Origin of the sequence: Streptomyces sp. NPDC007907, assembly GCF_042959365.1 — a bacterium.
GTDB classification, from domain to species: domain Bacteria; phylum Actinomycetota; class Actinomycetes; order Streptomycetales; family Streptomycetaceae; genus Streptomyces; species Streptomyces indiaensis.
In genome coordinates this window covers 392,741-412,920 of record NZ_JBIBKR010000009.1, presented here as the reverse complement: position 1 = coordinate 412,920, position 20,180 = coordinate 392,741, and the positions used below count along the sequence as shown (strand labels likewise).

At 72.2% G+C, this 20,180-nt stretch carries 20 protein-coding genes; 8 read left to right on the top strand and 12 right to left on the bottom strand.

Annotated features, from left to right (window positions below; all coding sequences use genetic code 11):
- The first annotated feature begins 11 nt into the window (after positions 1–11).
- Both ACFZDI_RS33600 and ACFZDI_RS33595 read left to right on the top strand, forming a co-directional pair.
- A complete protein-coding gene (locus tag ACFZDI_RS33600) occupies positions 12–3,476 on the top strand; it encodes a DNA polymerase III subunit alpha (protein ID WP_391255870.1) in 3,465 nt (1,154 codons plus the stop codon).
- Positions 3,446–4,456 (top strand): hypothetical protein, encoded by a 1,011-nt coding sequence (locus ACFZDI_RS33595; protein ID WP_391255866.1) that lies wholly within the window; start codon positions 3,446–3,448, stop codon positions 4,454–4,456. Before ACFZDI_RS33600 ends, ACFZDI_RS33595 begins: the two co-directional genes overlap by 31 nt.
- 15 nt (positions 4,457–4,471) lie before the next feature.
- Here the strand turns inward: ACFZDI_RS33595 and ACFZDI_RS33590 are convergent, their stop codons facing one another.
- On the bottom strand, positions 4,472–4,846 hold the full coding sequence (locus tag ACFZDI_RS33590) for a cupin domain-containing protein (RefSeq protein ID WP_391255863.1): 375 nt from the start codon (positions 4,844–4,846) through the stop codon (positions 4,472–4,474).
- Between the two features lie 80 nt (positions 4,847–4,926).
- On the opposite strand from ACFZDI_RS33590, the gene ACFZDI_RS33585 reads away from it, so the two are divergent.
- Together ACFZDI_RS33585 and ACFZDI_RS33580 are read left to right on the top strand one after the other, a co-directional pair.
- Positions 4,927–5,373: a MarR family transcriptional regulator gene (locus ACFZDI_RS33585; protein ID WP_391255861.1), complete on the top strand. Its 447-nt coding sequence runs from the start codon at positions 4,927–4,929 to the stop codon at positions 5,371–5,373.
- Between the two features lie 162 nt (positions 5,374–5,535).
- Positions 5,536–6,396, top strand: coding sequence for an alpha/beta fold hydrolase (locus ACFZDI_RS33580; RefSeq protein WP_391255858.1), 861 nt, complete (start codon positions 5,536–5,538; stop codon positions 6,394–6,396).
- A gap of 111 nt (positions 6,397–6,507) precedes the next feature.
- Here the strand turns inward: ACFZDI_RS33580 and ACFZDI_RS33575 are convergent, their stop codons facing one another.
- A complete protein-coding gene (locus ACFZDI_RS33575; RefSeq protein ID WP_361117373.1) occupies positions 6,508–7,509 on the bottom strand; it encodes a lytic polysaccharide monooxygenase in 1,002 nt (333 codons plus the stop codon).
- A 181-nt stretch (positions 7,510–7,690) separates the two neighbouring features.
- Here ACFZDI_RS33575 and ACFZDI_RS33570 point away from each other — a divergent pair, with 181 nt between their 5' ends.
- Positions 7,691–8,140 (top strand): GNAT family N-acetyltransferase, encoded by a 450-nt coding sequence (locus ACFZDI_RS33570; RefSeq protein ID WP_391255855.1) that lies wholly within the window; start codon positions 7,691–7,693, stop codon positions 8,138–8,140.
- 30 nt (positions 8,141–8,170) lie between these two features.
- Here ACFZDI_RS33570 and ACFZDI_RS33565 read toward each other — a convergent pair whose 3' ends face one another.
- Positions 8,171–8,305 carry a hypothetical protein gene (locus ACFZDI_RS33565; protein ID WP_391255852.1) on the bottom strand — a complete coding sequence of 45 codons (135 nt, stop codon included), beginning with the start codon at positions 8,303–8,305 and terminating at the stop codon, positions 8,171–8,173.
- Between the two features lie 138 nt (positions 8,306–8,443).
- Here ACFZDI_RS33565 and ACFZDI_RS33560 point away from each other — a divergent pair, with 138 nt between their 5' ends.
- On the top strand, positions 8,444–9,076 hold the full coding sequence (locus ACFZDI_RS33560; protein ID WP_234848194.1) for a class I SAM-dependent methyltransferase: 633 nt from the start codon (positions 8,444–8,446) through the stop codon (positions 9,074–9,076).
- Here ACFZDI_RS33560 and ACFZDI_RS33555 read toward each other — a convergent pair.
- Both ACFZDI_RS33555 and ACFZDI_RS33550 read right to left on the bottom strand, forming a co-directional pair.
- Complete coding sequence (locus ACFZDI_RS33555; RefSeq protein WP_234848195.1) at positions 9,035–9,535, bottom strand: DUF402 domain-containing protein; 501 nt, start codon at positions 9,533–9,535, stop codon at positions 9,035–9,037. The genes ACFZDI_RS33560 and ACFZDI_RS33555 overlap by 42 nt on opposite strands.
- Entirely contained in the window at positions 9,516–10,445 is a 930-nt protein-coding gene (locus ACFZDI_RS33550) for a GNAT family N-acetyltransferase (RefSeq protein ID WP_391255847.1), read from the bottom strand. The genes ACFZDI_RS33555 and ACFZDI_RS33550 overlap by 20 nt, the downstream gene beginning before the upstream one ends.
- Positions 10,446–10,516: 71 nt before the next feature.
- Between ACFZDI_RS33550 and ACFZDI_RS33545 the strand changes: the two genes are divergently transcribed.
- Positions 10,517–10,885 carry a GntR family transcriptional regulator gene (locus ACFZDI_RS33545; RefSeq protein WP_234848197.1) on the top strand — a complete coding sequence of 123 codons (369 nt, stop codon included), beginning with the start codon at positions 10,517–10,519 and terminating at the stop codon, positions 10,883–10,885.
- A 134-nt stretch (positions 10,886–11,019) separates the two neighbouring features.
- On the opposite strand, the gene ACFZDI_RS33540 is transcribed toward ACFZDI_RS33545, so the two are convergent.
- From ACFZDI_RS33540 to ACFZDI_RS33515, 6 genes are all read right to left on the bottom strand, one after another.
- A complete protein-coding gene (locus ACFZDI_RS33540) occupies positions 11,020–11,796 on the bottom strand; it encodes a DUF72 domain-containing protein (RefSeq protein WP_391255844.1) in 777 nt (258 codons plus the stop codon).
- A gap of 33 nt (positions 11,797–11,829) precedes the next feature.
- Positions 11,830–12,924 carry a DUF5925 domain-containing protein gene (locus ACFZDI_RS33535; RefSeq protein WP_234848199.1) on the bottom strand — a complete coding sequence of 365 codons (1,095 nt, stop codon included), beginning with the start codon at positions 12,922–12,924 and terminating at the stop codon, positions 11,830–11,832.
- Positions 12,925–12,999: 75 nt separating this feature from the next.
- Positions 13,000–13,800, bottom strand: a complete 801-nt coding sequence (locus ACFZDI_RS33530; protein WP_391255840.1) for a polysaccharide deacetylase family protein — start codon at positions 13,798–13,800, stop codon at positions 13,000–13,002.
- Positions 13,793–14,809: a glycosyltransferase gene (locus ACFZDI_RS33525; RefSeq protein WP_391255837.1), complete on the bottom strand. Its 1,017-nt coding sequence runs from the start codon at positions 14,807–14,809 to the stop codon at positions 13,793–13,795. Before ACFZDI_RS33525 ends, ACFZDI_RS33530 begins: the two co-directional genes overlap by 8 nt.
- On the bottom strand, positions 14,806–15,627 hold the full coding sequence (locus ACFZDI_RS33520) for a glycosyltransferase family 2 protein (RefSeq protein ID WP_234848202.1): 822 nt from the start codon (positions 15,625–15,627) through the stop codon (positions 14,806–14,808). Before ACFZDI_RS33520 ends, ACFZDI_RS33525 begins: the two co-directional genes overlap by 4 nt.
- Positions 15,628–16,123: 496 nt before the next feature.
- The gene (locus tag ACFZDI_RS33515) at positions 16,124–17,329 is read right to left on the bottom strand and encodes a S8 family serine peptidase (protein ID WP_391255833.1); all 1,206 of its coding nucleotides are present in this window, start codon (positions 17,327–17,329) and stop codon (positions 16,124–16,126) included.
- A 338-nt stretch (positions 17,330–17,667) separates the two neighbouring features.
- On the opposite strand from ACFZDI_RS33515, the gene ACFZDI_RS33510 reads away from it, so the two are divergent.
- Positions 17,668–18,474, top strand: coding sequence for an SGNH/GDSL hydrolase family protein (locus tag ACFZDI_RS33510; protein WP_234848204.1), 807 nt, complete (start codon positions 17,668–17,670; stop codon positions 18,472–18,474).
- A gap of 4 nt (positions 18,475–18,478) precedes the next feature.
- Here the strand turns inward: ACFZDI_RS33510 and ACFZDI_RS33505 are convergent, their stop codons facing one another.
- Positions 18,479–20,122, bottom strand: a complete 1,644-nt coding sequence (locus ACFZDI_RS33505) for a protein kinase (protein WP_391255830.1) — start codon at positions 20,120–20,122, stop codon at positions 18,479–18,481.
- Positions 20,123–20,180 lie beyond the last annotated feature (58 nt).

Sequence of the window (20,180 nt, the reverse complement as noted above, 5' to 3'; positions counted from 1 at the left end):
AGGTGGTCGGGATGCGCGGTTTTACGCATCTGCACGCCGTCTCCGGGTTCTCCCTGCGGTACGGCGCCTCGCACCCCGAGCGGCTTGTGGAGCGGACCGTCGAGCGGGGGATGGACGCGGTCGCCCTGACCGACCGGGACACCCTCGGCGGGGCCGTCCGGTTTGCCAAGGCCGCAGGTCAGGCCGGTGTCCGCCCGCTGTTCGGAGTGGATCTCGCGGTGGCGACGCCTCCCGAGGCGGCTGAACGCACGGAGCGGCGCCGCGCACCGGCTCGCGGCGGCGCCTTCGTCGACGAGTCGGCCCAGCGCGTGGTGTTCCTGGCCCGGGACGGGGCCCGAGGCTGGGGCGAGCTGTGCCGGCTGGTGAGCGCGGCGCATGCGGACACCGCCGGAGACCGGCGCCCCCTGCTGCCCTGGGAGGCCCTCGGCGGTGACCACCTCACCGTGCTGCTCGGTCCCACCTCGGACGTCGGCCGTGCCCTGGCCGCCGGGCGGCCGGACCGCGCCGCCCGGCTGCTCGCGCCCTGGCGGGAACGGTTCGAGGACTCGGCGCTGCGCGTCGAGGTCGTCTGCCACGGCCGCGGCGGCACCGGCGCCGGGTCGCTCGGGCTCGCGGCCCGCGCCCTCGGCTTCGCCGCGGACCAGAGGATCACGCCCGTCCTGAGCAACGCCGTACGCTATGCCGACCCCGGCCAGGGCCCGGTCGCGGACGTCCTGGACTCCGCGCGCCGCCTGGTGCCGATCGATCCGCGCGGCGAGCGCGACTGCGGTGAGCGGTGGCTGAAGCCGGCGGCGGACATGGCCCGTATCGCCGGTCAGGTCGCCGAAGCCGCCGGATACCGCGCGGACACCGCCCGCCGGCTGCTCGAGGTCACCGCGGAGACCGCCGCCGCATGCCGCGTCGACCCCGAGGACGACCTGGGGCTCGGCCGTGTGCACTTCCCCGAGCCGGAACTCGTCGGCGGTCACCGGCGCACCCCCGAGCGGGTGCTGCGTTCGAAGTGCGCCGCCGCCATGGTGCTGCGCGGCTACGACCGCGACCGCCGCCGATGGGCGCGGCTCGAGGACGAACTGCGCCTGATCGAGAGACTGGGATACGCCTCGTACTTCCTCACCGTTGCCCAGGTCGTCACCGACACCCGCGACCTCGGCATCCGGGTCGCCGCCCGCGGCTCCGGCGCGGGTTCCCTGGTCAACCATCTCCTCGGGATCGCCACCGCCGACCCCGTGGAGCACGGTCTGCTCATGGAGCGTTTCCTGTCCGACCGGCGTACGGAACTGCCCGACATCGACATCGACGTGGAATCCGCCCGGCGCCTGGAGGTCTACCGGGCGATCCTCGACCGCTTCGGCCCGGAACGGGTGGCCACCGTGTCCATGCCGGAGACCTACCGGGTGCGGCACGCCGTACGCGATGTCGGCCTCGCCCTCGGTCTGGCCCCGGCCGACGTGGACGGGCTTGCAAAATCGTTTCCTCACATCCGGGCCCGGGACGCCCGGGCCGCCCTGCGGGAACTGCCGGAACTGCGCGGCATCGACCCGGAGTCGTACGGCCCCCAGATGTGGGACCTGGTCGAGGCCCTGGACGCGCTCCCGCGCGGCATCGCCATGCACCCGTGCGGTGTCCTGCTCTCCGACGCGACGCTGCTGCACCGCACCCCGGTCATGCCGACCAGCGGCGAGGGGTTCCCCATGTCCCAGTTCGACAAGGAGGACGTGGAGGACCTCGGGCTGCTCAAGCTCGACGTGCTCGGCGTGCGCATGCAGTCCGCCATGGCGCACGCCGTCGCCGAGATCGAACGGGCCACCGGCCACCGCATCGACCTGGACGACAGCGCCCAGGTGCCGCCGGACGACCCGAAGACGTTCCAGCTGATCAAGTCCTCACAGACCCTGGGGTGTTTCCAGACCGAGTCGCCCGGCCAGCGCGACCTCATCGCCCGGTTGCAGCCCGAGACCTTCCACGATCTCGTCGTGGACATCTCGTTGTTCAGGCCGGGACCCGTCGCGGCCAACATGGTCGATCCGTTCATCAAGTCCCGGCACGGGCGCCAGGCACCCCGCTGTCCCCACCCCGACCTGGAGCCCGCGCTGCGGGAGACGTACGGCGTGGTGGTCTTCCACGAACAGATCATCCGGATCCTGTCGGTCATGACCGGCTGCACCCCGGCCTTCGGCGACTACACGCGGCGGGCGCTGTCGAACGCCGAGCAACTCGGACGAGTGCGGGCGTGGTTCGCGCAGGAGGCCCGCGGACGGGGATACGAGGAGGAGGTCGTCGAGCGGACCTGGGAGATCGTCGAGGCGTTCGGGGCGTACGGCTTCTGCAAGGCGCACGCGGTGGCCTTCGCGGTGCCCTCGTACCAGTCGGCGTGGCTGAAGACCCATCATCCGGCCGCCTTCTACGCGGGACTCCTCACGCACGACCCGGGGATGTACCCGAAGCGGCTGTTGCTCGCTGACGCCCGGCGGCGGGGTGTGCCGATCCTGCCGCTGGATGTGAACGCGTCGGACGCCGCTTATCGAATCGAACTGGTGTCTGATGCGCAGGGGGGTGGGCCCGTTCACGGGATCCGGCTCGCTCTGTGCGACGTGCGCGGGATGAGTGAGGGCGAGGCGGCGCGCATCGCGGCGGGGCGCCCCTACAGCTCGCTCCAGGACTTCGCCTCCCGGGCCCGGCCCTCCCGGCCCGTCGCCGAACGCCTCGCGCAGGTCGGTGCGCTGGACGCCTTCGGCCGCAACCGCCGCGACCTGCTGCTGCACCTCGCCGAGCTGCACCGCGGCCGGCGGAGCTCCGCGCAGGGCCAGTTGACGCTGGGGGAGGCCGGTGGGACCCACGGCACGGTCGCCCCCGCCGGTCTGCCCGACCTGGACGACACCGAGCGGCTCGGAGCCGAGCTCGGGGTGCTCGGCATGGACGCCTCCCGTCATCTCATGGGTGATCACCGGGAGTTGCTGGAAGAACTCGGCGTCGTCTCCGCGAAGCGGCTGCAGGACCTGCCGCACGGCCAAGTGGTGCTGGTCGCAGGGGCGAAGGGAGCCGTTCAGACCCCGCCGGTCCGCTCCGGCAAACGCGTCATCTTCACCACGCTCGACGACGCGACGGGCCTGGTGGACTGCGCGTTCTTCGAGGACAGCCACGAGGCCTGCGCGCACACCGTCTTCCATTCCTGGCTGCTGCTCGTGCGCGGAGTGGTGCAGCGCCGGGGAGGAGGCAGCGGAAAGGCGCTGTCGGTGACCGGCTCCGCCGCCTGGGACCTCACCGAACTGGCCGAGCTGCGCCGCGAAGGCGGTCTGTCCACGGTGACGGAACGACTCACCCGAGCCGACGCGACACCGGGCAGGGCCGAGAACGGCCGGAGCCTCCGGCTGGAAACCGGTTACGCGTTGCATCCCTGGGCGGATCTGCAGCCGCCCGGCGAGTCCGTCAAACAGAGCCGCAAGCTGTGGCACCAGAGTCCCGGGAGCGCAGGGTGAACATCCTTTACATCCACTTCCACGACCTGTCGGACGAGCAGCTCTACAGCCGTCTTCTCGCCCTGCTGGCCGAGTACACCCCGCTGGTGCAGGCGCTGCCCCCGGACGCCGCACTGGCCGATGTCTCCGGCAGTCTGCGCTACTTCGGCACGGACGCCACGGCGCTGGCCGAGCGCATCCGAGCGCGCACGGGCGGACTGTACGGACTCCGTTCGACGGTCGGTGTCGCGGCGAACCCCCTGCTCGCCCGCATGGTCGCCGCCGGCGGCCCGCCCTCCGCGGTCCGCACCCTGCCCGACGACATCGGCACGGTCGCCGCCTTCCTCGCGGAGAAACCCTCCGCCGCCCTGCAAGGCGTGGGACCGGCGACGGCCCGCACCCTGTCCTCGTACGGCCTGGACAGTGTCGGCAGGATCGCCGCCGCACCACTCGGTACGCTGCAGCGCATCCTGGGCACCACCGCCGGGCGCCGGCTCCACGACGCGGCCCGCGGACTCGACCCGACACCGGTGGTCCCCTCGGCCCCGCCCCGCTCGATGAGCGTCGAACACCGCTTCGCCCAGGACGAGCTGGACCGGGACCGGCAGCGCGCCGCCCTGCTCGCCCTCACCGACCGCCTCGGCCTGCGGCTGCGCGGCGAGTCCCAGGTGGCCTGCGCCCTCACGCTCACCGTCCGCTACGTGGACCGCTCCACGACCACCCGCACCCGCACGCTGCACGAGCCCACCGCCCACACGCGCGCTCTGACGGCACTCGCCTACGACCTCCACGACCGACTCGCTCTGCAGCGCGCCCGTGTCCGTACCGTCTCTCTGCGGGCGGAGAACCTGATCGCCGCCGAACGGGCCTCCCGTCAGCTGCTCTTCGAGCCGGCCGACGAGAAGGCCCGCCGTGTCGAGGCCGCCGCCGATCGCGCCCGGGAGCGGTTCGGCGCGCAGGCGGTGCGGCCGGCGGGAGCGGTGACGTTCCATGTCGCCTGACCGGACGCCCTGACGTCAGTTGGCCCACGGCGGCACGATGCGGGTGCCGTCGGCCAGTCGCGCCTCCAGACCGATCGAGGTGGTGACCCAGGAGACCGCGGTCCGGCCGGTCGGGTTCTCGACGGTCAGGGTGGCACCGGGGTTGATGATCACTGTGTCACCGGCCGCGATCCGCTCGGTGCGGCCGTCGAGGGTGATCAGTAGCTCACCGTCCAGCAGATGGAAGATCTCCTCCCGGCTGACCGTGTGCGCGGGCGCCTTGAGGCCGGCCGGGATCTCGCCGCGCCAGGCGCACAGCTCCTTGCTGCCGCTGCCGGGAGTGGCGTACGAGACGAAACGGGCGCCGTGGATCTCGTGGATGACGGCTTCGGACGATCGGACGACGGGCATGAGGCCTCCAAAGTGGTCAAGCTGCTTGACCATATAGTCAAGCAGCTTGACCATCACGTCAAGGGTGTTTCAATGCCCCTGTGCAGAACTCCGAGGCCATGGCCCTGTCAGCCGCCCTGCTCGCCGTCGCCGGCGGACTCACGCAACGCATCAACGAGGGCGTGATCGCCCGCGGCTTCGACGGGGTCCGGCCCGCGCACGGTTTCGCCTTCACCCGGCTCGCCCCGGACGGTGCGACGGTGACCGACCTCGCCGTCCACCTCGGGATGACCAAGCAGGCCGCGAGCCAGCTCGTCGACGAGCTGGTGCGCAAGGGGTACGCCGAGCGGCGGCCGCACCCCCGGGACGCGCGGGCGCGGCTGGTCGTGATGACCGAGCGGGGGTGGGCCTGCATACGGGCCGCGGAGGAGGTGGCGGCGGAAGCGGTGCGGGAGTGGACGGACCTGCTGGGGGAGCGGGAAGTGCGGACGCTGGCGGAGCAGTTGCTGCGGATCGCCCCGCGCGGGCCCGTACGGCCCGCCTGGTGAGGGGGTGTCGGCCCGGGCCGGTTGCCGCCACAAGTTTTTACTGACGCGTAACTTCCCAGTTTGGCTACCCGCCCGTAACTTGACGAATGAACAGCATCCCGTGATCCGGATCACAGGGCCCCGTGCCGTCGCACCTCCCTTGAGCCGCAAGGAGATCACCCGATGCTGCCCTGGAAACGAGTGCTCAGACCCCTGGCCGCGCTGCTGCTGACCGCCGCCGCCGTCACCGTCCCCGCCACCACCGCCCAGGCCGCCGGTGCCCCGAGCTCCGGCTGGAACGACTACTCCTGCAAGCCGTCCGCCGCCCACCCCCGCCCCGTCGTCCTGGTCCACGGCACCCTCGGGAACTCCGTCGACAACTGGCTGGGCCTCGCCCCCTACCTGAAGGTCCGCGGCTACTGCGTCTTCTCCCTGGACTACGGCCAGTTGGAGGGCGTCCCCTTCTTCCACGGCCTCGGCCCCGTCGACAAGTCCGCCGCACAGCTGAAGGACTTCGTGGGCATGGTGCTCACGGCCACCGGCGCCCCTGAGGCCGACGTCGTCGGACACTCGCAGGGCGGCATGATGCCCCGCTACTACCTCAAGTTCCTGGGCGGCGCCGCCCAGGTGCACGCCCTGGTCGGCATCGCGCCCAGCAACCACGGCACCGACCTGAACGGCTTCACCAAGCTGCTGCCCTACTTCCCGGGCGCGGCGGACCTGCTCTCGAAGAACACCCCCGCCCTCGCCGACCAGGTCACCGGCTCCGCCTTCCTCACCGAACTGAACGCGGGCGGCGACACCGTGCCCGGCGTGCGCTACACCGTCATCGCCACCCGGTACGACGAGGTGGTCACGCCCTGGCGAAGCCAGTACCTGAGCGGGCCGGACGTGCGCAACGTCCTGCTCCAGGACCTGTGCCCCGTCGACCTGTCCGAGCACGTGGCCGCCGGGCTGCTCGACCGGGTCGTCTTCCACGAGGTGGCCAACGCCCTCGATCCGGGACGCGCCACACCCACCACCTGCGCATCGGCCTTCGAATGACACGTGTCACCCTTTGGCGTGTCGCCCGTTGACACGTGTCAGGGAAACGTTTCGGGGCCTGTCCGGCCTGAGCCGCCGGACAGGCCCCGAGTCATGGGGCGGTGGTGGGGGTCAGCGGCCGTGCCGGCCGCCGCTCACCGCCCGGCGCCGGGCCGAGAGGAACAGGGCCGAGGCCCCCAGTGCCAGGGCCGCCGCGCCGCCGATCGCGACGTACGGCGTGGCGCCGTCCCCGCCGGTCTCGGCGAGGTTCTCCGTGGCACCGGCCGCCTTGGGCCGGTTGGGCGCGGGCGCGGCGGCCTTGGGCCGGTCCGGCGTGGCCTGCTTCTTCGGGGCCGCGGCCGGTGCCGCCGAGGTGGCGGGGTCGTCGTCGCCGTGCCCGTGGTGCTCGATGGTCGACTTGGCGTTGCCGTCCTTGATCTGCTTCTCGCTGGGAGCGGAGGCGGACGGGGCAGGAGCCGCGGCGCCGCCTGTCGCGGCGCCGCCGAAGCTGACGTCCGAGCAGGAGTAGAACGCCTCGGGGCTGTCCGACCGCTGCCAGACCGCGTACAGCACATGCTTGCCGGAGCGCTGGGGCAGCTTGCCGGAGAAGGTGTAGAAACCGCCGGTGGCGGCCGGGTCGGTGGAGGTCGCGACCGGCTTCGCGAGATCCAGGTCCTTCCAGGCGAGCGGCTTGGCCGGGTTGTAGCCGGGCTTGGTGATGTACACCTTGAAGGTGCCCTTGTGCGGGGCCGTCACGCGGTACTTGAAGGTGTGCGAGCCGCTGCGGACGCCGGTCGCGGGCCAGTCGCGGCGGGGGAGGTCCAGACCCTTGAACTCCGCGTTGTTCGCGCTGCAGAGCTTGCCGTCCGGTATGAGCTGCCGGTGCCGGCCGCCCGCGTCGCCGATGCGGATGCCGTTCCAGTCGTAGAGGGCCTGGGTGCCGCCCGCCGCGACCGCCGCCTTGCAGGCGGCCGACTTCGGGCTCTCGGGCCCCTCGGCGTAGCACTGCGAGACCCTGCTGACCGGGTCGCCCATCGACCCGTGCGCGGCGGCCGGGGCGGCGGTCAGCGCGGTCAGGGCGAGCGGGAGGCCGCCGAGGGCGGTGACGACTGCGGCCGTACGGCGTGCGGGCATGCGGGAACTCCTCGAAACGGTGCATGGGGCAGGTCCGGGCCCGAGTGGGCCGGATCCCGTGGGGTCGTTCGAAACTAACCCCGAAGAACCGTGAAATCGCCTGTTGGGAGCGGGTGGAGGAGATCCTTATGGCCCGCTTAAGGGAGTGTTCGGACTGGCATCAGGTAGGTACCGTCACGACATGGCAGACGAGGAGATCCGGCCGGCCGGGGCCGCCGACGTACAGGTCGTCGCGGAAGTGGTCGACGCGGCCTTCCGCCCCTACATCGAGCGCATCGGGCAGGTGCCCCAGCCCATGACGGAGGACCACGCGGCGAACGTGGCCGCGGGCAAGGTGTTCGTGACGGGCGATCCCGTGACCGGGCTCGTCGTGGTCGAGGCGTTCGACGACCACCTCTTTCTCGACATCGTCGCCGTCCACCCCGCCGCGCACGGCCGGGGAGTGGGGCGGCGACTGCTCCGGTTCGTCGACGCGCACGCGCGGACGCTCGGCCTGCCCGAGATCAGGCTCTGCACGAACGCCATGATGTGGGAGAACCAGCAGATCTATCCGAAGTACGGCTACGAACGCGTGGAACGCCGCGTGGACGGGCCCTACGACCGCGTCCACTACCGCAAGCGGCTGCTGTGAGCGTTGCGTCTCATGACCGGCACCGGCCGCTCAGGCGTCCGGCCACCAGGTGCGGGCGACGTCCTTGCGGACCTCCGGGCGCCCGGCGGGGCGCTCGTCGGCCTCCTCGAGGACCCGGCGGACGTCCGACTTCTTCAGGGGCTTCTGCACGGTCACACGGCGCATGGCTGCCTCCTTAAGGGTCTACCGGGTTCCGCGTTCTCACGGAGGTAGACCTTTCGGGGGAGGGTTACTCATCGCTCCTGGTCTGTCAGTGGCGGCAGTCACGATCCGAGTGTCAGTGGTGGGTGTCACCCTGGGGCCATGACCGACGTGGACTGGGACGCCGAGGCCGCCTCCTTCGACGAGGAGCCGGACCACGGCCTGCGCGACCCCGGGGTGCGCCGCGCCTGGGCCGGACGGCTGCGGGACTGGCTGCCGGGCCGGCCGGGCGACGTACTGGACCTCGGCTGCGGCACGGGCAGCCTGTCACTCCTCGCGTCCGAGCAGGGCCACCGCGTGACGGGCGTGGACGCATCGCCGGCGATGGTGACGCTCGCCCGCGAGAAGCTCGCCGGGCGCGACGCCGTGTTCCTCCTCGGTGACGCGGCGGCACCGCCGGTCGGGGAGCGGCGCTTCGACGCCGTGCTCGTCCGGCACGTCCTGTGGGCCCTGCCCGACCCCGGCCGCGCCCTGCGCCACTGGTACGGGCTGCTGCGTCCGGGTGGGCGGCTCGTGCTGGTCGAGGGCGTGTGGGGGAGCGTCCAGCCGGTCGGCATTCCCGCCGAGCGGCTCACCGGGCTGCTCGCTCCGGTCGCCGGGCGGGTGCGGGTGCAGCGGCTCTCGGACGATCCGCTGCTCTGGGGCGGCCCGGTGGCCGACGAGCGGTACGCGGTCGTCGCGCCGAGCGATGGCTCAGGCCAGGAGCGCGGTGAAGTCGCCGCCCCGGGCGAGTGACTCCAGTTCGTCGAGCGCGGCCAGCGCGGCCCGCGCCGCCTCGGGATCCGACTCGGTGAGGCCGCTCTCGGCGAACTCGTCCTCGTCCAGGCGGCGTACGTCCGTGCCGTCCGCCGAGCGCCACAGGTCGAGGTCGAGGTCCTCCACGACCAGCTCCGGCCCGGAGCGCCGGGCGGGGCGGGTGACGTCGCAGTACCAGCCCTTCAGCGCGCCCGTGGCGGAGCGCACCTCCTTGACCGCGTACCAGCGGTCGCGCCAGTAGTACTCCGTGAAGACGTCCCCCGACTCGAAGCGGACGAAGCCGAAGTCACGCACGCCGGAGCCCGCCCACGGGGCGCGGACCGCGACCCGCGTGCCGTCGTCCGACAGCAGCTCGCCCCGGTAACGGATCTTTGTACGGCCCGCCTTGACGAGCACGACGTCCAGCTGCGGGGCCCCGTCAGCCGAGTTCGCGGACATGGCGCACTTCCTTCGCACAGATCTCGTAACCGAACCACTTGTTGATGGCGATCATCGGCTCGTTGCCGGTGTCGTTGCCGGTGAACGCCTCCGTGCACCCCGCCGCGCGGGCGCGGTGCAGCGAGTCGTTCTTGGCGAGTTTCGCCAGGCCCCGGCCGCGGAACTCCCGCGCGGTGCCCGTCATCGCCGTGCCGTAGCGGGAGGCGCCGTCGGTGTGCGCCACGCTGAAGGCGGCGGGGCGCCCGTCGACGACCGCGACGGTGGTGAGCTCGCGGTTCAGCAGCGGATGCTTCCAGTACTCTTCGAGCCAGGCCTCGTAGTCCGTGAACTCCACGTCGATGTCGCCCGGTTCGTCCGACGCCGTCGCCGCGTCCAGTTCGAACAGGGGGCGCGGGTCGTCCGCGAAGTCGGCGGCCGTGCGCAGCTCCACACCGGCCGGCGGCTCCTCGCGGGGCGGAAGCGTGCCGCCCGCCAGGTCCAGGCGCAGGAAGAAGGCCGAACGGCTGGCCCGGAAGCCGTGCCGCTCGGCGAAGGCGCGGTTGTCCGGCTCGTCCAGGACCCAGGCGAACAGCTTCGTGACGCCCAGCCGCCCCAGACGATCCTCCGCGGTGCGCAGCAGCAGCGATCCGGCGCCGCGGTTCCTGCGGTCGGGGCGTACGTAGACGTTGGCGGAGCCCTGGCCGGGCTCCGGGCTGTCGTGGGCGACGCCGACCTGGGCGGTACCGATGATCTCGCCGTCCTCCTCGGCGACGAGCTGCGTGAAGTGGGCGTCGGGGTGGCTGCGCGTCAGGGCGTGCAGCACGGACTCCGGCGTGGACAGCATGTACGGCAGAGCGAGGCGACGGGTGTCGGAGAACCCCTCGGCGTCGGCTCGGACGTCGGGACGCAGGTCGCGCACGATCACGGTCATGGAGGCGCACGCTACGCGTGGACCCGTGCGGGTGCCTCTCATTTTCCGGCGGGTGCGCGACAATCGGGCCTGTGACCTTGAAGATCGACATCGACGACAGTGCTCCGCCCTACGAGCAGGTGCGGGCACGGATCTCCGAGCAGGCACGGTCCGGTGCGCTGCCGGTGGGCTACCGGCTGCCGACCGTCCGGGGGCTGGCCGAGTCGCTGGGCCTCGCCGCGAACACCGTCGCCAAGGCGTACCGGGCACTGGAGGCGGACGGGGTGATCGAGACGCGGGGCCGCAACGGCACGTTCGTCGCCGCCGCCGGCGCGGCGGCGGACCGCGAACTGGCCTCGGCCGCACAGGCCTATGCGGAGCGGGCCAGAAGGCTCGGACTGGGCGAGGACGACGCCCTCGCCGCGGTACGGGACGCCCTGCGGGCGGCGTACGGCGGCTAGCGGGCAGCGCGGGCCCCGACCGGAAGGGCCTGCGGCGGGCAGGGGCGCCGGAGTCCTGACCGGACGGCGTTCAGCGGGTGGGGGCACTGGAGGCCCCGTTCCGGCGGCCTGCGGCGGACGGGTAACAGCGCGGGCTAACCCGACGGCTGTGTCAGTCGCTGCGGGGTCCGTGTGATGTCCAGCCCCGCCGCCCGGCCCGTCCGTGCGAACGCCATCGCGTCCTCCACCGCCGCGCCGCCCGGGTCGTTGTTGAAGTACGCGTAGACGTCCTCACCGCCGGTCCAGGTCGTGGCGATGCGGTCGAGCCAGGTGGCCAGCGAGCGGCGGCCGTAGCGGGGCCAGGGCTTGGCGCGGCCCTGGTGGAAGCGGACGTAGCCCCAGTCGGCGGTGCGCCACAGCGGGGTCGCCGGGCGGGCCAGCACGTCGGCCCAGCACAGGGCGGCCCGCCGGGACTCCAGGACGCGCCGGACCTGCGGCGTCCACCACGAGTCGTGGCGCGGCTCGACCGCGACCCGGGTCGAGGCCGGGAAGCAGCCCAGGCACGCGTCCAGCAGCCCCGGGTCGGCGTGCAGGGTGGGCGGGAGCTGGAGCAGCACCGGCCCGAGCCGGTCGCCGAGGCCCGCCGCGTGGCTCATCAGCCGGTGCACCGGCTCCTCGGGGTCCTTCAGCCGTTTGATGTGGGTCAGATAGCGGCTCGCCTTGACCGCGACGACGAAGTCGCCGGGCACCCGCCGCCGCCAGTCCTCGAACGTCTCCCGGGCCGGCAGCCGGTAGAAGGCGTTGTTGATCTCGACGGTGGCGAAGTGCCCCGTGTACTCCTCCAGCCAGAGCCGCATCGGCAGCCCGGACGGGTACAGAACGTCCCGCCAGTCCTTGTACTGCCATCCGGACGTGCCGACGAACAGGGTCATACGTCCATCAAAACACCGCCGGGTGCCGGGCTCCTACAGATACAGGCCCGCGTCGACGCCCCCGCGCGGCTCGGGCAGGGCCGTCGGGGACGTGCCCCGGCGCAGCGCGTACAGTTCCGCCAGGGTCGCGCCCTCGCGGCCGACGCCGTCCTCCTGGCCCAGCCAGTTCACCGCCTCCGTCCGGGTCAGCGGTCCGACCTCGATGCGGGCGAGGCAACGGCCGGGACGGACCACGGCCGGGTGCAGGCGTTCCAGGTCCTCGTTGGTCGTGACGCCGACGAGCACGTTGCGGCCCTGGCCGAGCAGGCCGTCCGTCAGGTTGAGCAGCCGCGACAGCGCCTGGCCGGCCGTGTGCTTGGCCTCGCCGCGGATCAGTTCGTCGCAGTCCTCCAGGAGCAGCAGCCGCCAGCGGCCCTTGCCCGTCGCGTCCTCCTCGCCGATGGCGATGTCCATGAGGTAGCCGACGTCGGAGAAGAGCCGCTCGGGGTCCAGGACGCAGTCCACCTGGCACCAGTCGCGCCAGGATCGGGCCAGGGTGCGCAGCGCCGAGGTCTTGCCGGTGCCCGGCGGGCCGTGCAGCAGCAGGAGCCGGCCCGCGATGTCCTCCGGGGTCGTCTTCATCAGGCGGTCCATCGCGTCCGCCACCGGTGCGGTGTAGTTGGGCCGGACCTCGTCCCAGGTGCCGGCGGCGATCTGGCGGGTGGTGCGGTGCGGGCCGCGCCGCGGGGAGACGTACCAGAAGCCCATCGTGACGTTCTCCGGCTGCGGTTCGGGTTCGTCCGCCGCGCCGTCCGTGGCCTGGTCGAGGACCTTCTTCGCGAGTTCCTCGCTGGTCGCCGTCACGGTGACGTCGGCGCCCCGGTTCCAGCGGGAGACCAGCAGCGTCCAGCCGTCGCCCTCGGCGAGGGTCGCGCTGCGGTCGTCGTCCCGGGCCACGCGCAGCACCCGGGCACCCGGCGGCACCAGCGTCGCCCCGGACCGCACCCGGTCGATGTTCACCGCGTGGGAGTACGGCTGCTCGCCCGTCGCGAAGCGGCCGAGGAACAGCGCGTCGACGACGTCGGACGGGGAGTCGGAGTCGTCGACGTTGAGCCGGATCGGCAGCGCCTCGTGCGGGTTTCCAGACATGCCGCCATGATCCGGCACGGGAACGCCGCGTGCACCCGGTTTCCGCGTGCCCGCGGCATGTCGTCCCCGTGCAGGTCAGCCCCCGGAGCGCGAGATCAGCCGGCGTGCCTGCCGTGCCCTGCGGACCACGGCGTACCCCTTGGTCAGGGCCCGGTCCGCGGCGAACGTACGGGCGATCGCGCGGCCCTCGACCACCCGCTCGAACTCCTCGATGCCCGTGCCCCGGCGCACCGTCACCCGCCGCAGCGCGTACGGGCCCTGTGCGCGCCGCGCGAGACCGTTGCCGACGGCGAGCGCCTGGGCGTAGCCCGTCTCGCGCACGGCCTGCCGGACCCGGCGGCTGGAGTAGCCGTAGGGGTAGGCGAACGAGGCCGGGACCGAACCCAGTTGGTCCGAGACGATCTCCTTGCAGTGGATCAGCTCGAACCGCAGCGTGGCGTCGGAGACCTGGTCGAGCTGCGGGTGGCTGTGGCTGTGCCCGCCGATCTCGACGCCGGCCGCCGCGAGGTCGCGGACCTGGTCCCAGTCCAGCATGGTGTCCAGGCCGCCTCCGGTGTCGTACGGCCCCCTGAGCCACCCGGTCGAGACGAACAGGGTGGCCGGGAAACCGTGCTTGGCGAGCGCGGGGAGGGCGTGCCGGTGCACGCCCTCGTAGCCGTCGTCGAAGGTGATGAGGACCGGTCGCTCGGGCAGCGCGCGGCCGGAGCGCCAGCACGTCGCCAGTCCGGCCGTGGTGACCGGCGTCAGGCCCCGGTCGGCGAGCACCGCCATCTGCTCTGCGAACGCCTCCGGGGTCACGGACAGGGCGCGGGTCGCCTCGTTCGGGTCGGTCGCGACCGCGTGGTACATGAGGATCGGGACGCGGACGTCACTCACGGGCCGCCACCTCCACCTCGGGCACCTGAAACGTGGTCCCGCCCCGGCGTGCCCGGACGCTGCCGACGACGTAACCGCCCGCCGCCGTCAGCACCCCGGCCACGATCGCCCCCGCCCGGCCCGCACCGCCCGGCCGGGCCAGCAGGGCGTCCCGCAGACCCCGGGCCACCCCGGCGGGCAGGACCCGGGTGGCGTACCGGCGCTCCGACTCCAGTCCCTTCTCGGCTCCGACGCTCCGCGCCACCAGGGCCTTGGACAGGCCCTCGGCGTAGGCGCGGGTGCGGAAGTAGCGGAAGTGCTCACGGGCCTCGGGCACCCGGTGGTGGATCACCGCCCGGTCGTCGATCAGCAGCACCGCGTCGGGCCGGGCCCGGGACAGACGGATGCACAGTTCCGTCTCCTCGCAGCCCAGCGGGCGTTTGTCACCGTCCCGGCCGATGCCCGTGGCGAAGCCGCCCGCCGCGTCGAAGGCGCTGCGGCGGAACGAGGCGTTGCCGCCGAGCACGTTGCGCACCCGGACCCGGCCGCGCGGCAGGCCCCGGTAGGTGCAGCCCACCACCCAGTCGAACTCCTCGGGAAACCAGTCCGGCCGCCGCCCCGACGCCCAGACCGGCTCGGTGCGCCCGCCGACCGCCATCACCCGCGGGTCGGCGTACGCCTCGGCGAAGTGCCGCAGCCAGTCGCGCTCGGCCACGGCATCGTCGTCGAGGAAGGCCACGATCTCGCCCCGGGCCGCGGCGATGCCGGTGTTGCGGCCGGCGGACAGGCCGCGGGGGCCCGCGTTGGCGAGCACCCGCACCACGCCACCGCCGGCGGCCCCCCTGTCCTCCCGGTATTCCTTGTACTCCTTGGCCAGGCGCTCCCGCAGCGTCTCGTTGTGATCGACGACCAGCAGCGTCTCCAGGGCCGGCCGGGACTGCGCGCGGACCGAGGAGACCGCCGCGAGGATGTCCTCCCAGCGGTCCTCGGTGTACGCGCAGATCACGACGGAGATGCCGGGACCGCTCAAGACACCTCTCCCCGCATCGCGGCCGGCATCGACGACCGGGACGAACGGCGCCGCAGCGCACGGCGGGTGGAGCGCTCCTGGAGAATCACCTTCAGCACGCGAAGCCCGTCCCGCACGGCCCGCAGGTTGCTGACGCCGTGGATGCGCAGGTACTCGTGGCTCGGGATCTCCTGCACCTTGAGCCCGGCCTTGACCACCCGGATGTTCATCAGGGTCTCGACCTCGAAGCCGGTGCAGTCGAGGTCGATCTTGTCGAGGCAGTGCCGCCAGAACGCGTTGTAGCCGTAGCACAGGTCGGTGTAGCGGGCGCCGAACTTGCGGTTGACGGCCGTGCACAGGGCCCAGTTGCCCATCTTGCGGATGAAGGTCATGTCGTCGGTGCCGCCGCCGTTGGCGAAGCGGGAGCCCTTGGCGAAGTCCGCGCCGGAGACCAGGGCGGAGACGTAGCTGAGGATCTCCCCGCCGTCCGCCGAGCCGTCCGCGTCGACCATCACGATGATGTCGCCGGTGCAGGCCTGGAAGCCGGTGATCAGGGCGTCGCCCTTGCCCTTGCCGCGCTGTTCGACGACCTTCACCTCGGGCCACAGCTCGCGGGCCACTTCGACGGTGTTGTCGGTGGAGTTGCCGTCGACCAGGACCACTTCATGTATCCAGTCGGGCAGGGTCTTGAAGACGTACGGCAGGTTCTCCGCCTCGTTCATGGCCGGGATCACCACGCTCACCGGTGGCGCGATGGCCAGATGCGAGGAGACGGGCCGGTACTTGGAGGCGGTCGGCGGACGCTGCTGCGTCGCGGCCGGCTGCAGAACTGAGCTCATGAGTCTGGTCCCTCTCGTCCGGTGGACCGCCCCCCCAGGGCAGTCCGGATCCAGTCCGGTTCGAAAGGGGGGTTCTCACCCGAGGCACGCCGAGATGGCGAGGCATGCCGGGATGACGCTCCGGCACGCCGGGTGAGCTGGCAAAGCTGGCCGGCCGCGCACGACGGCAGCCGACCGCGCGGCACGGCCCGGAGACAGTTGCGGTCACCGAGCACGGCACCCCCCTACCGCGCCCCGCGCCGGTTCGTCGCGGTCCTTGAGCCCTCCCCTAGAGCCGCGTACTGACGGACCGATGCGGGTGAGATGTATGACGGTATTGACGATTGAACCCGTATGGCAAGACCTGGAACGGCCTCTCACGTTTTTGTTGGTTTGGTCGTTGCGAGAGGCGGGTTGTGCGACGCAAGTTGCACGTTCCCGTCCCATAAACATGCGTTCCCCGGAGGCGATCAGGGCCTCCGGGGAACGCATGTTCAGGTGCCGGTGCGGATGCCGGTCACTGCACGATCTGCAGCAGGCGGTTCGGCGAGCCGGACCCCGCGCTGGTGACCTTGCCGGTGACGGCGCCGTTCACCAGGGCCGTGGCGACCTGGGCCGGGGTGGACGAGGTGTGGCCGGCCAGGTAGACCGCCGCCGCGCCCGCGACGTGCGGGGTCGCCATCGAGGTGCCGGAGATGGTGTTGGTGGCGGTGTCGCTGGTGTGCCAGCCGGCCGTGATCGACGAGCCGGGCGCGAAGATGTCCAGGGCGGAGCCGTAGTTGGAGTAGCTCGCCTTGGCGTCGGTGCTGGTGGTGGCGCCGACCGTGATGGCCTCGGCGACCCGTGCGGGGGACGACGAGGAGGCGGTGGTGCTGCTGTTGCCCGCGGCGACGGCGTAGGTGACACCGCTGGCTATGGAGTTGCGGACGGCCGTGTCCAGGGTGACGGAGGCGCCGCCGCCGAGCGACAGGTTGGCGACCGAGGGACCCGAGTGGTTCTTCGTGACCCAGTCGATGCCCGCGATCACACCGGCGGTGGTGCCGGAGCCGCTGTTGTTCAGCACGCGCACGCCCACGATCTTGGCCTTCTTGGCGACGCCGTAGGTCGTGCCGGCGATCGTGGTGGCCACATGGGTGCCGTGGCCGTTGCCGTCCGAGGCGTCGTTGTCGCCGTCGACGGCGTCGTAGCCGTGCGAGGCGCGGCCGCTGATCTGCTGGTGGGTGATGCGTACACCGGTGTCGATCACATAGGCCGTCACACCGCTGCCCGCGCTGTCCGGGTAGGAGTAGGTGCCGGTCAGGGGCAGTGAGGCCTGGTCGATGCGGTCCAGGCCCCACGGGGCGTTGGTCTGGGTGGCGGCGAGCGTGACGCGCTGGTTCTGCTCGACGGAGGCCACCGCCGGGTCGGCGGCGAGCCGCCGGGCCTCGGCGGCGGAGAGGGTGGCGGAGTAGCCGTTCAGCGCCTTGCTGAACGTCTTGTCGACCGAGCCGCCGTACTCCTTCACCAGGCCCTTGCCCGCGGCGGAGGACGCCTTGAGGCCCGCGCTCTTCTTGAGCGTGACCAGGTAGCTGTCCTTGATCGCCGTCGGAGAGCCCGCGGCGAGCACCCGGCCCTCGGCGGGTGCGGCCTGGGCGGGAAGCGTGGTGAGCCCGCCCACGAGGGCGGCGGTCGCCAGCGAGGTGAGTGCGGCGAATCCGAGTCTCTTGCTGCGCTGTTGTGCCATTACGAGGGAGTCCTCCTCCAGGCGGCGCGCGCCTGGGTGGGGCGCGCGTCATGTGGGGGGTGTGCGCGTGCTCGCGCACACGAGCCGGGGAGCGTCGAGTTCCGCTCCCGGCCGGAGTAAAGCGTCTGCCAACTACCGGGGTGGAACAAGAGAGTTGAGGATCAGTCAACAAACCTGTCATGAGCACGCAACAAGAGGGGCTCGGGGCGTGACAAGAGGTGTGGGCTACGCGCCAGGAATCCGGGGAGGAAACGAAAAGGACTTGGCATGGACACTTCCTGTCAACACGCGTAGCTGCTACGACGGTTATGGCAGAGATCCTGCTAAAGGGAGGTTCCATGAGACGTTCCCGACTTGTCGTCCTCGTGAGCTCGCTCCTCCTCGCCGTCGGCACCGCCCTCACGGGGGCAGCGACGGCGCAGGCGTCCTCACTCGCCGCAACCGGCGGCTATGTGGCCCTCGGTGACTCCTACTCCTCCGGAGTCGGAGCCGGCAGCTACATCAGCTCCAGCGGCGACTGCAAGCGCAGCACCAAGGCCTACCCCTACCTGTGGGCCGCCGCCCACGCACCCTCGACCTTCGACTTCACCGCCTGCTCGGGCGCCCGAACGGGTGATGTTCTCGCGAGTCAGCTCACCCCGCTCAGCGCCTCCACCGCCCTCGTCTCGATCAGCGTCGGGGGCAACGACGCCGGTTTCGCGGACGTCATGACGACCTGTGTGACCCAGTCGGACAGCGCCTGTGTCTCCCGCATCAACACCGCCCGCGCGTACGTCGACTCCACGCTGCCCGGCAAGCTCGACGGCGTGTACTCGGCCATCCGCTCCAGGGCCCCCGCCGCCCGGGTCGTCGTCCTCGGCTACCCCCGCTTCTACAAGCTCGGCGCCACCTGCCTCGGTCTGTCCGAGACCAAGCGCAGGGCCATCAACGACGCCTCCGATCACCTCAACACCGCCATCGCCAAGCGGGCCGCGAACCACGGCTTCGCCTTCGGCGACGTACGCACCACCTTCACCGGCCACGAGATCTGCTCCGGCGACGCGTGGCTGCACAGCGTCAGCTGGCTCAACATCGGCGAGTCGTACCACCCGAAGGCCCCCGGCCAGTCGGGTGGCTACCTGCCCGTGCTCAACAGCAACGACTGACCGCTCAACCGTCCTCCGAGTCCGAGCCGGAGCCCGAGCCCGAGTCCGAGTTCGCGTCCGGATCCGTGGCGGAGGGAGAAGGGGAGGCCCCGCCCGTCGGGGTCTCCGTCTCACACGTCACCGAGAAGGGCACCGACTCGGACGTCGTACGCACCGGCTGCCGCACCTCGACGCCGATCTCGTTCTCGAACGTCCCGGTCTGCGCCTGGGTCGACACCCGCACCGTGTCCTGCTTCGAGCGGTCGCCGCCCTCCGGGAACGACAGGGTCTTCCAGCCCCCGTCGAGCACCTGGCCGTCCTGCGTCACCCAGCGGTAGCTGACCTCGGCCGGCAGCCGCCCCACCGTGAGCGTCGCCGTGAACTCGGGCGCCCGCGCGGCGGGCGGCGGGCACGTGCCCGAGTAGTCCGTGCGCCGGCCCTGGAGGGACACCTTCACCGACTGCGGCGGCGGACTGCTCTCCTTCGACTCGCTCGGGGTCGGCGACGGGCTGGACTTCTCCGTCGCGGTGTCGCGGGGCGGGCTCTTGGTCGCGGCGGGCGTGCTGTTCCCTGCCCCCTGGTCCCGGCCGCCGGAACCGTCCCCGTCGTTCAGCAGCGCGTACGTCAGCCCGCCCACCGCGAGCGCCAGCGCGATCACGCCCACGACCAGCACCCGGCCGGCCCGGCGGTCCCGGTCCTGGTCCGTGGCCGTCGTGGTCGCACCCGAACCGGCCGCCGCCGACTGCCCCGGGAACGCCATGGGAGGCGTGGGAGCGGGCTCGGGGTGGCCCACCACCGTCGGCGGGAACGGCACCGCCCGCGTGGTGTCCGCGCGCGGCGACCCGCCCGCGGCGACCACCCGCAGATCCTCCTCGGCCCGCTCGGGCGGCAGCCGCTGCTCGGGGTCCTTGCGCAACAGCCCCTCGATCACCGGGGCGAGCGGCCCGGCCCGGTACGGCGGCGGCAGCTCCTCGTCGACGATCGCCCGCAGTGTGCTCAGCGGGGTGTCGTGACGGAAAGGGGAGTGGCCCTCGACCGCCGCGTACAGCAGCACACCGAGCGACCACAGGTCCGACTCCGGGCCCGGCGTACGGCCCAGGGCCCGCTCCGGGGCGAGGAACTCGGGCGAGCCGATGACCTCGCCGGTCATGGTCAGCGCGGAGCTGCCCTCGACCATGGCGATGCCGAAGTCGGTGAGCACGATCCGGCCGTCGTTCGAGATCAGCACGTTGGCCGGCTTCACGTCGCGGTGCAGCACCCCGGCCTCGTGCGCGGCCCGCAGCGCGGCCAGCACCTCCGCACCGATGTGCGCCGCACGCTCCGGTGCCAGCGGACCCTCGGCGTCCAGGACCTCGGCCAGCGACAGACCACGCACCAGTTCCATGACGATCCACGGCCGGCCGTCGTCCGTCGCCACGTCGTACACCGTCACCACGTTGCGGTTGGCGACCCGGGCCGCCGCCCACGCCTCGCGCTCCAGCCGGGCGTACATCCGCTGCACGTCGTCGCCCGCCAGCCCGGAGGGGGCACGCACCTCCTTGACGGCGACCTCGCGGTGCAGCACCTCGTCGCGGGCGCGCCACACGGTGCCCATACCGCCCTCGCCGAGCGGCGCCAGGAGCCGGTAGCGGCCCGCGATCACACGCTCACGGCCCGGTTCTTCGAACACGGCGCCCCCATTCGCAGCCGGGCGAAATCTCCATGGGGAGTGTCTTCCCCACGCGGTC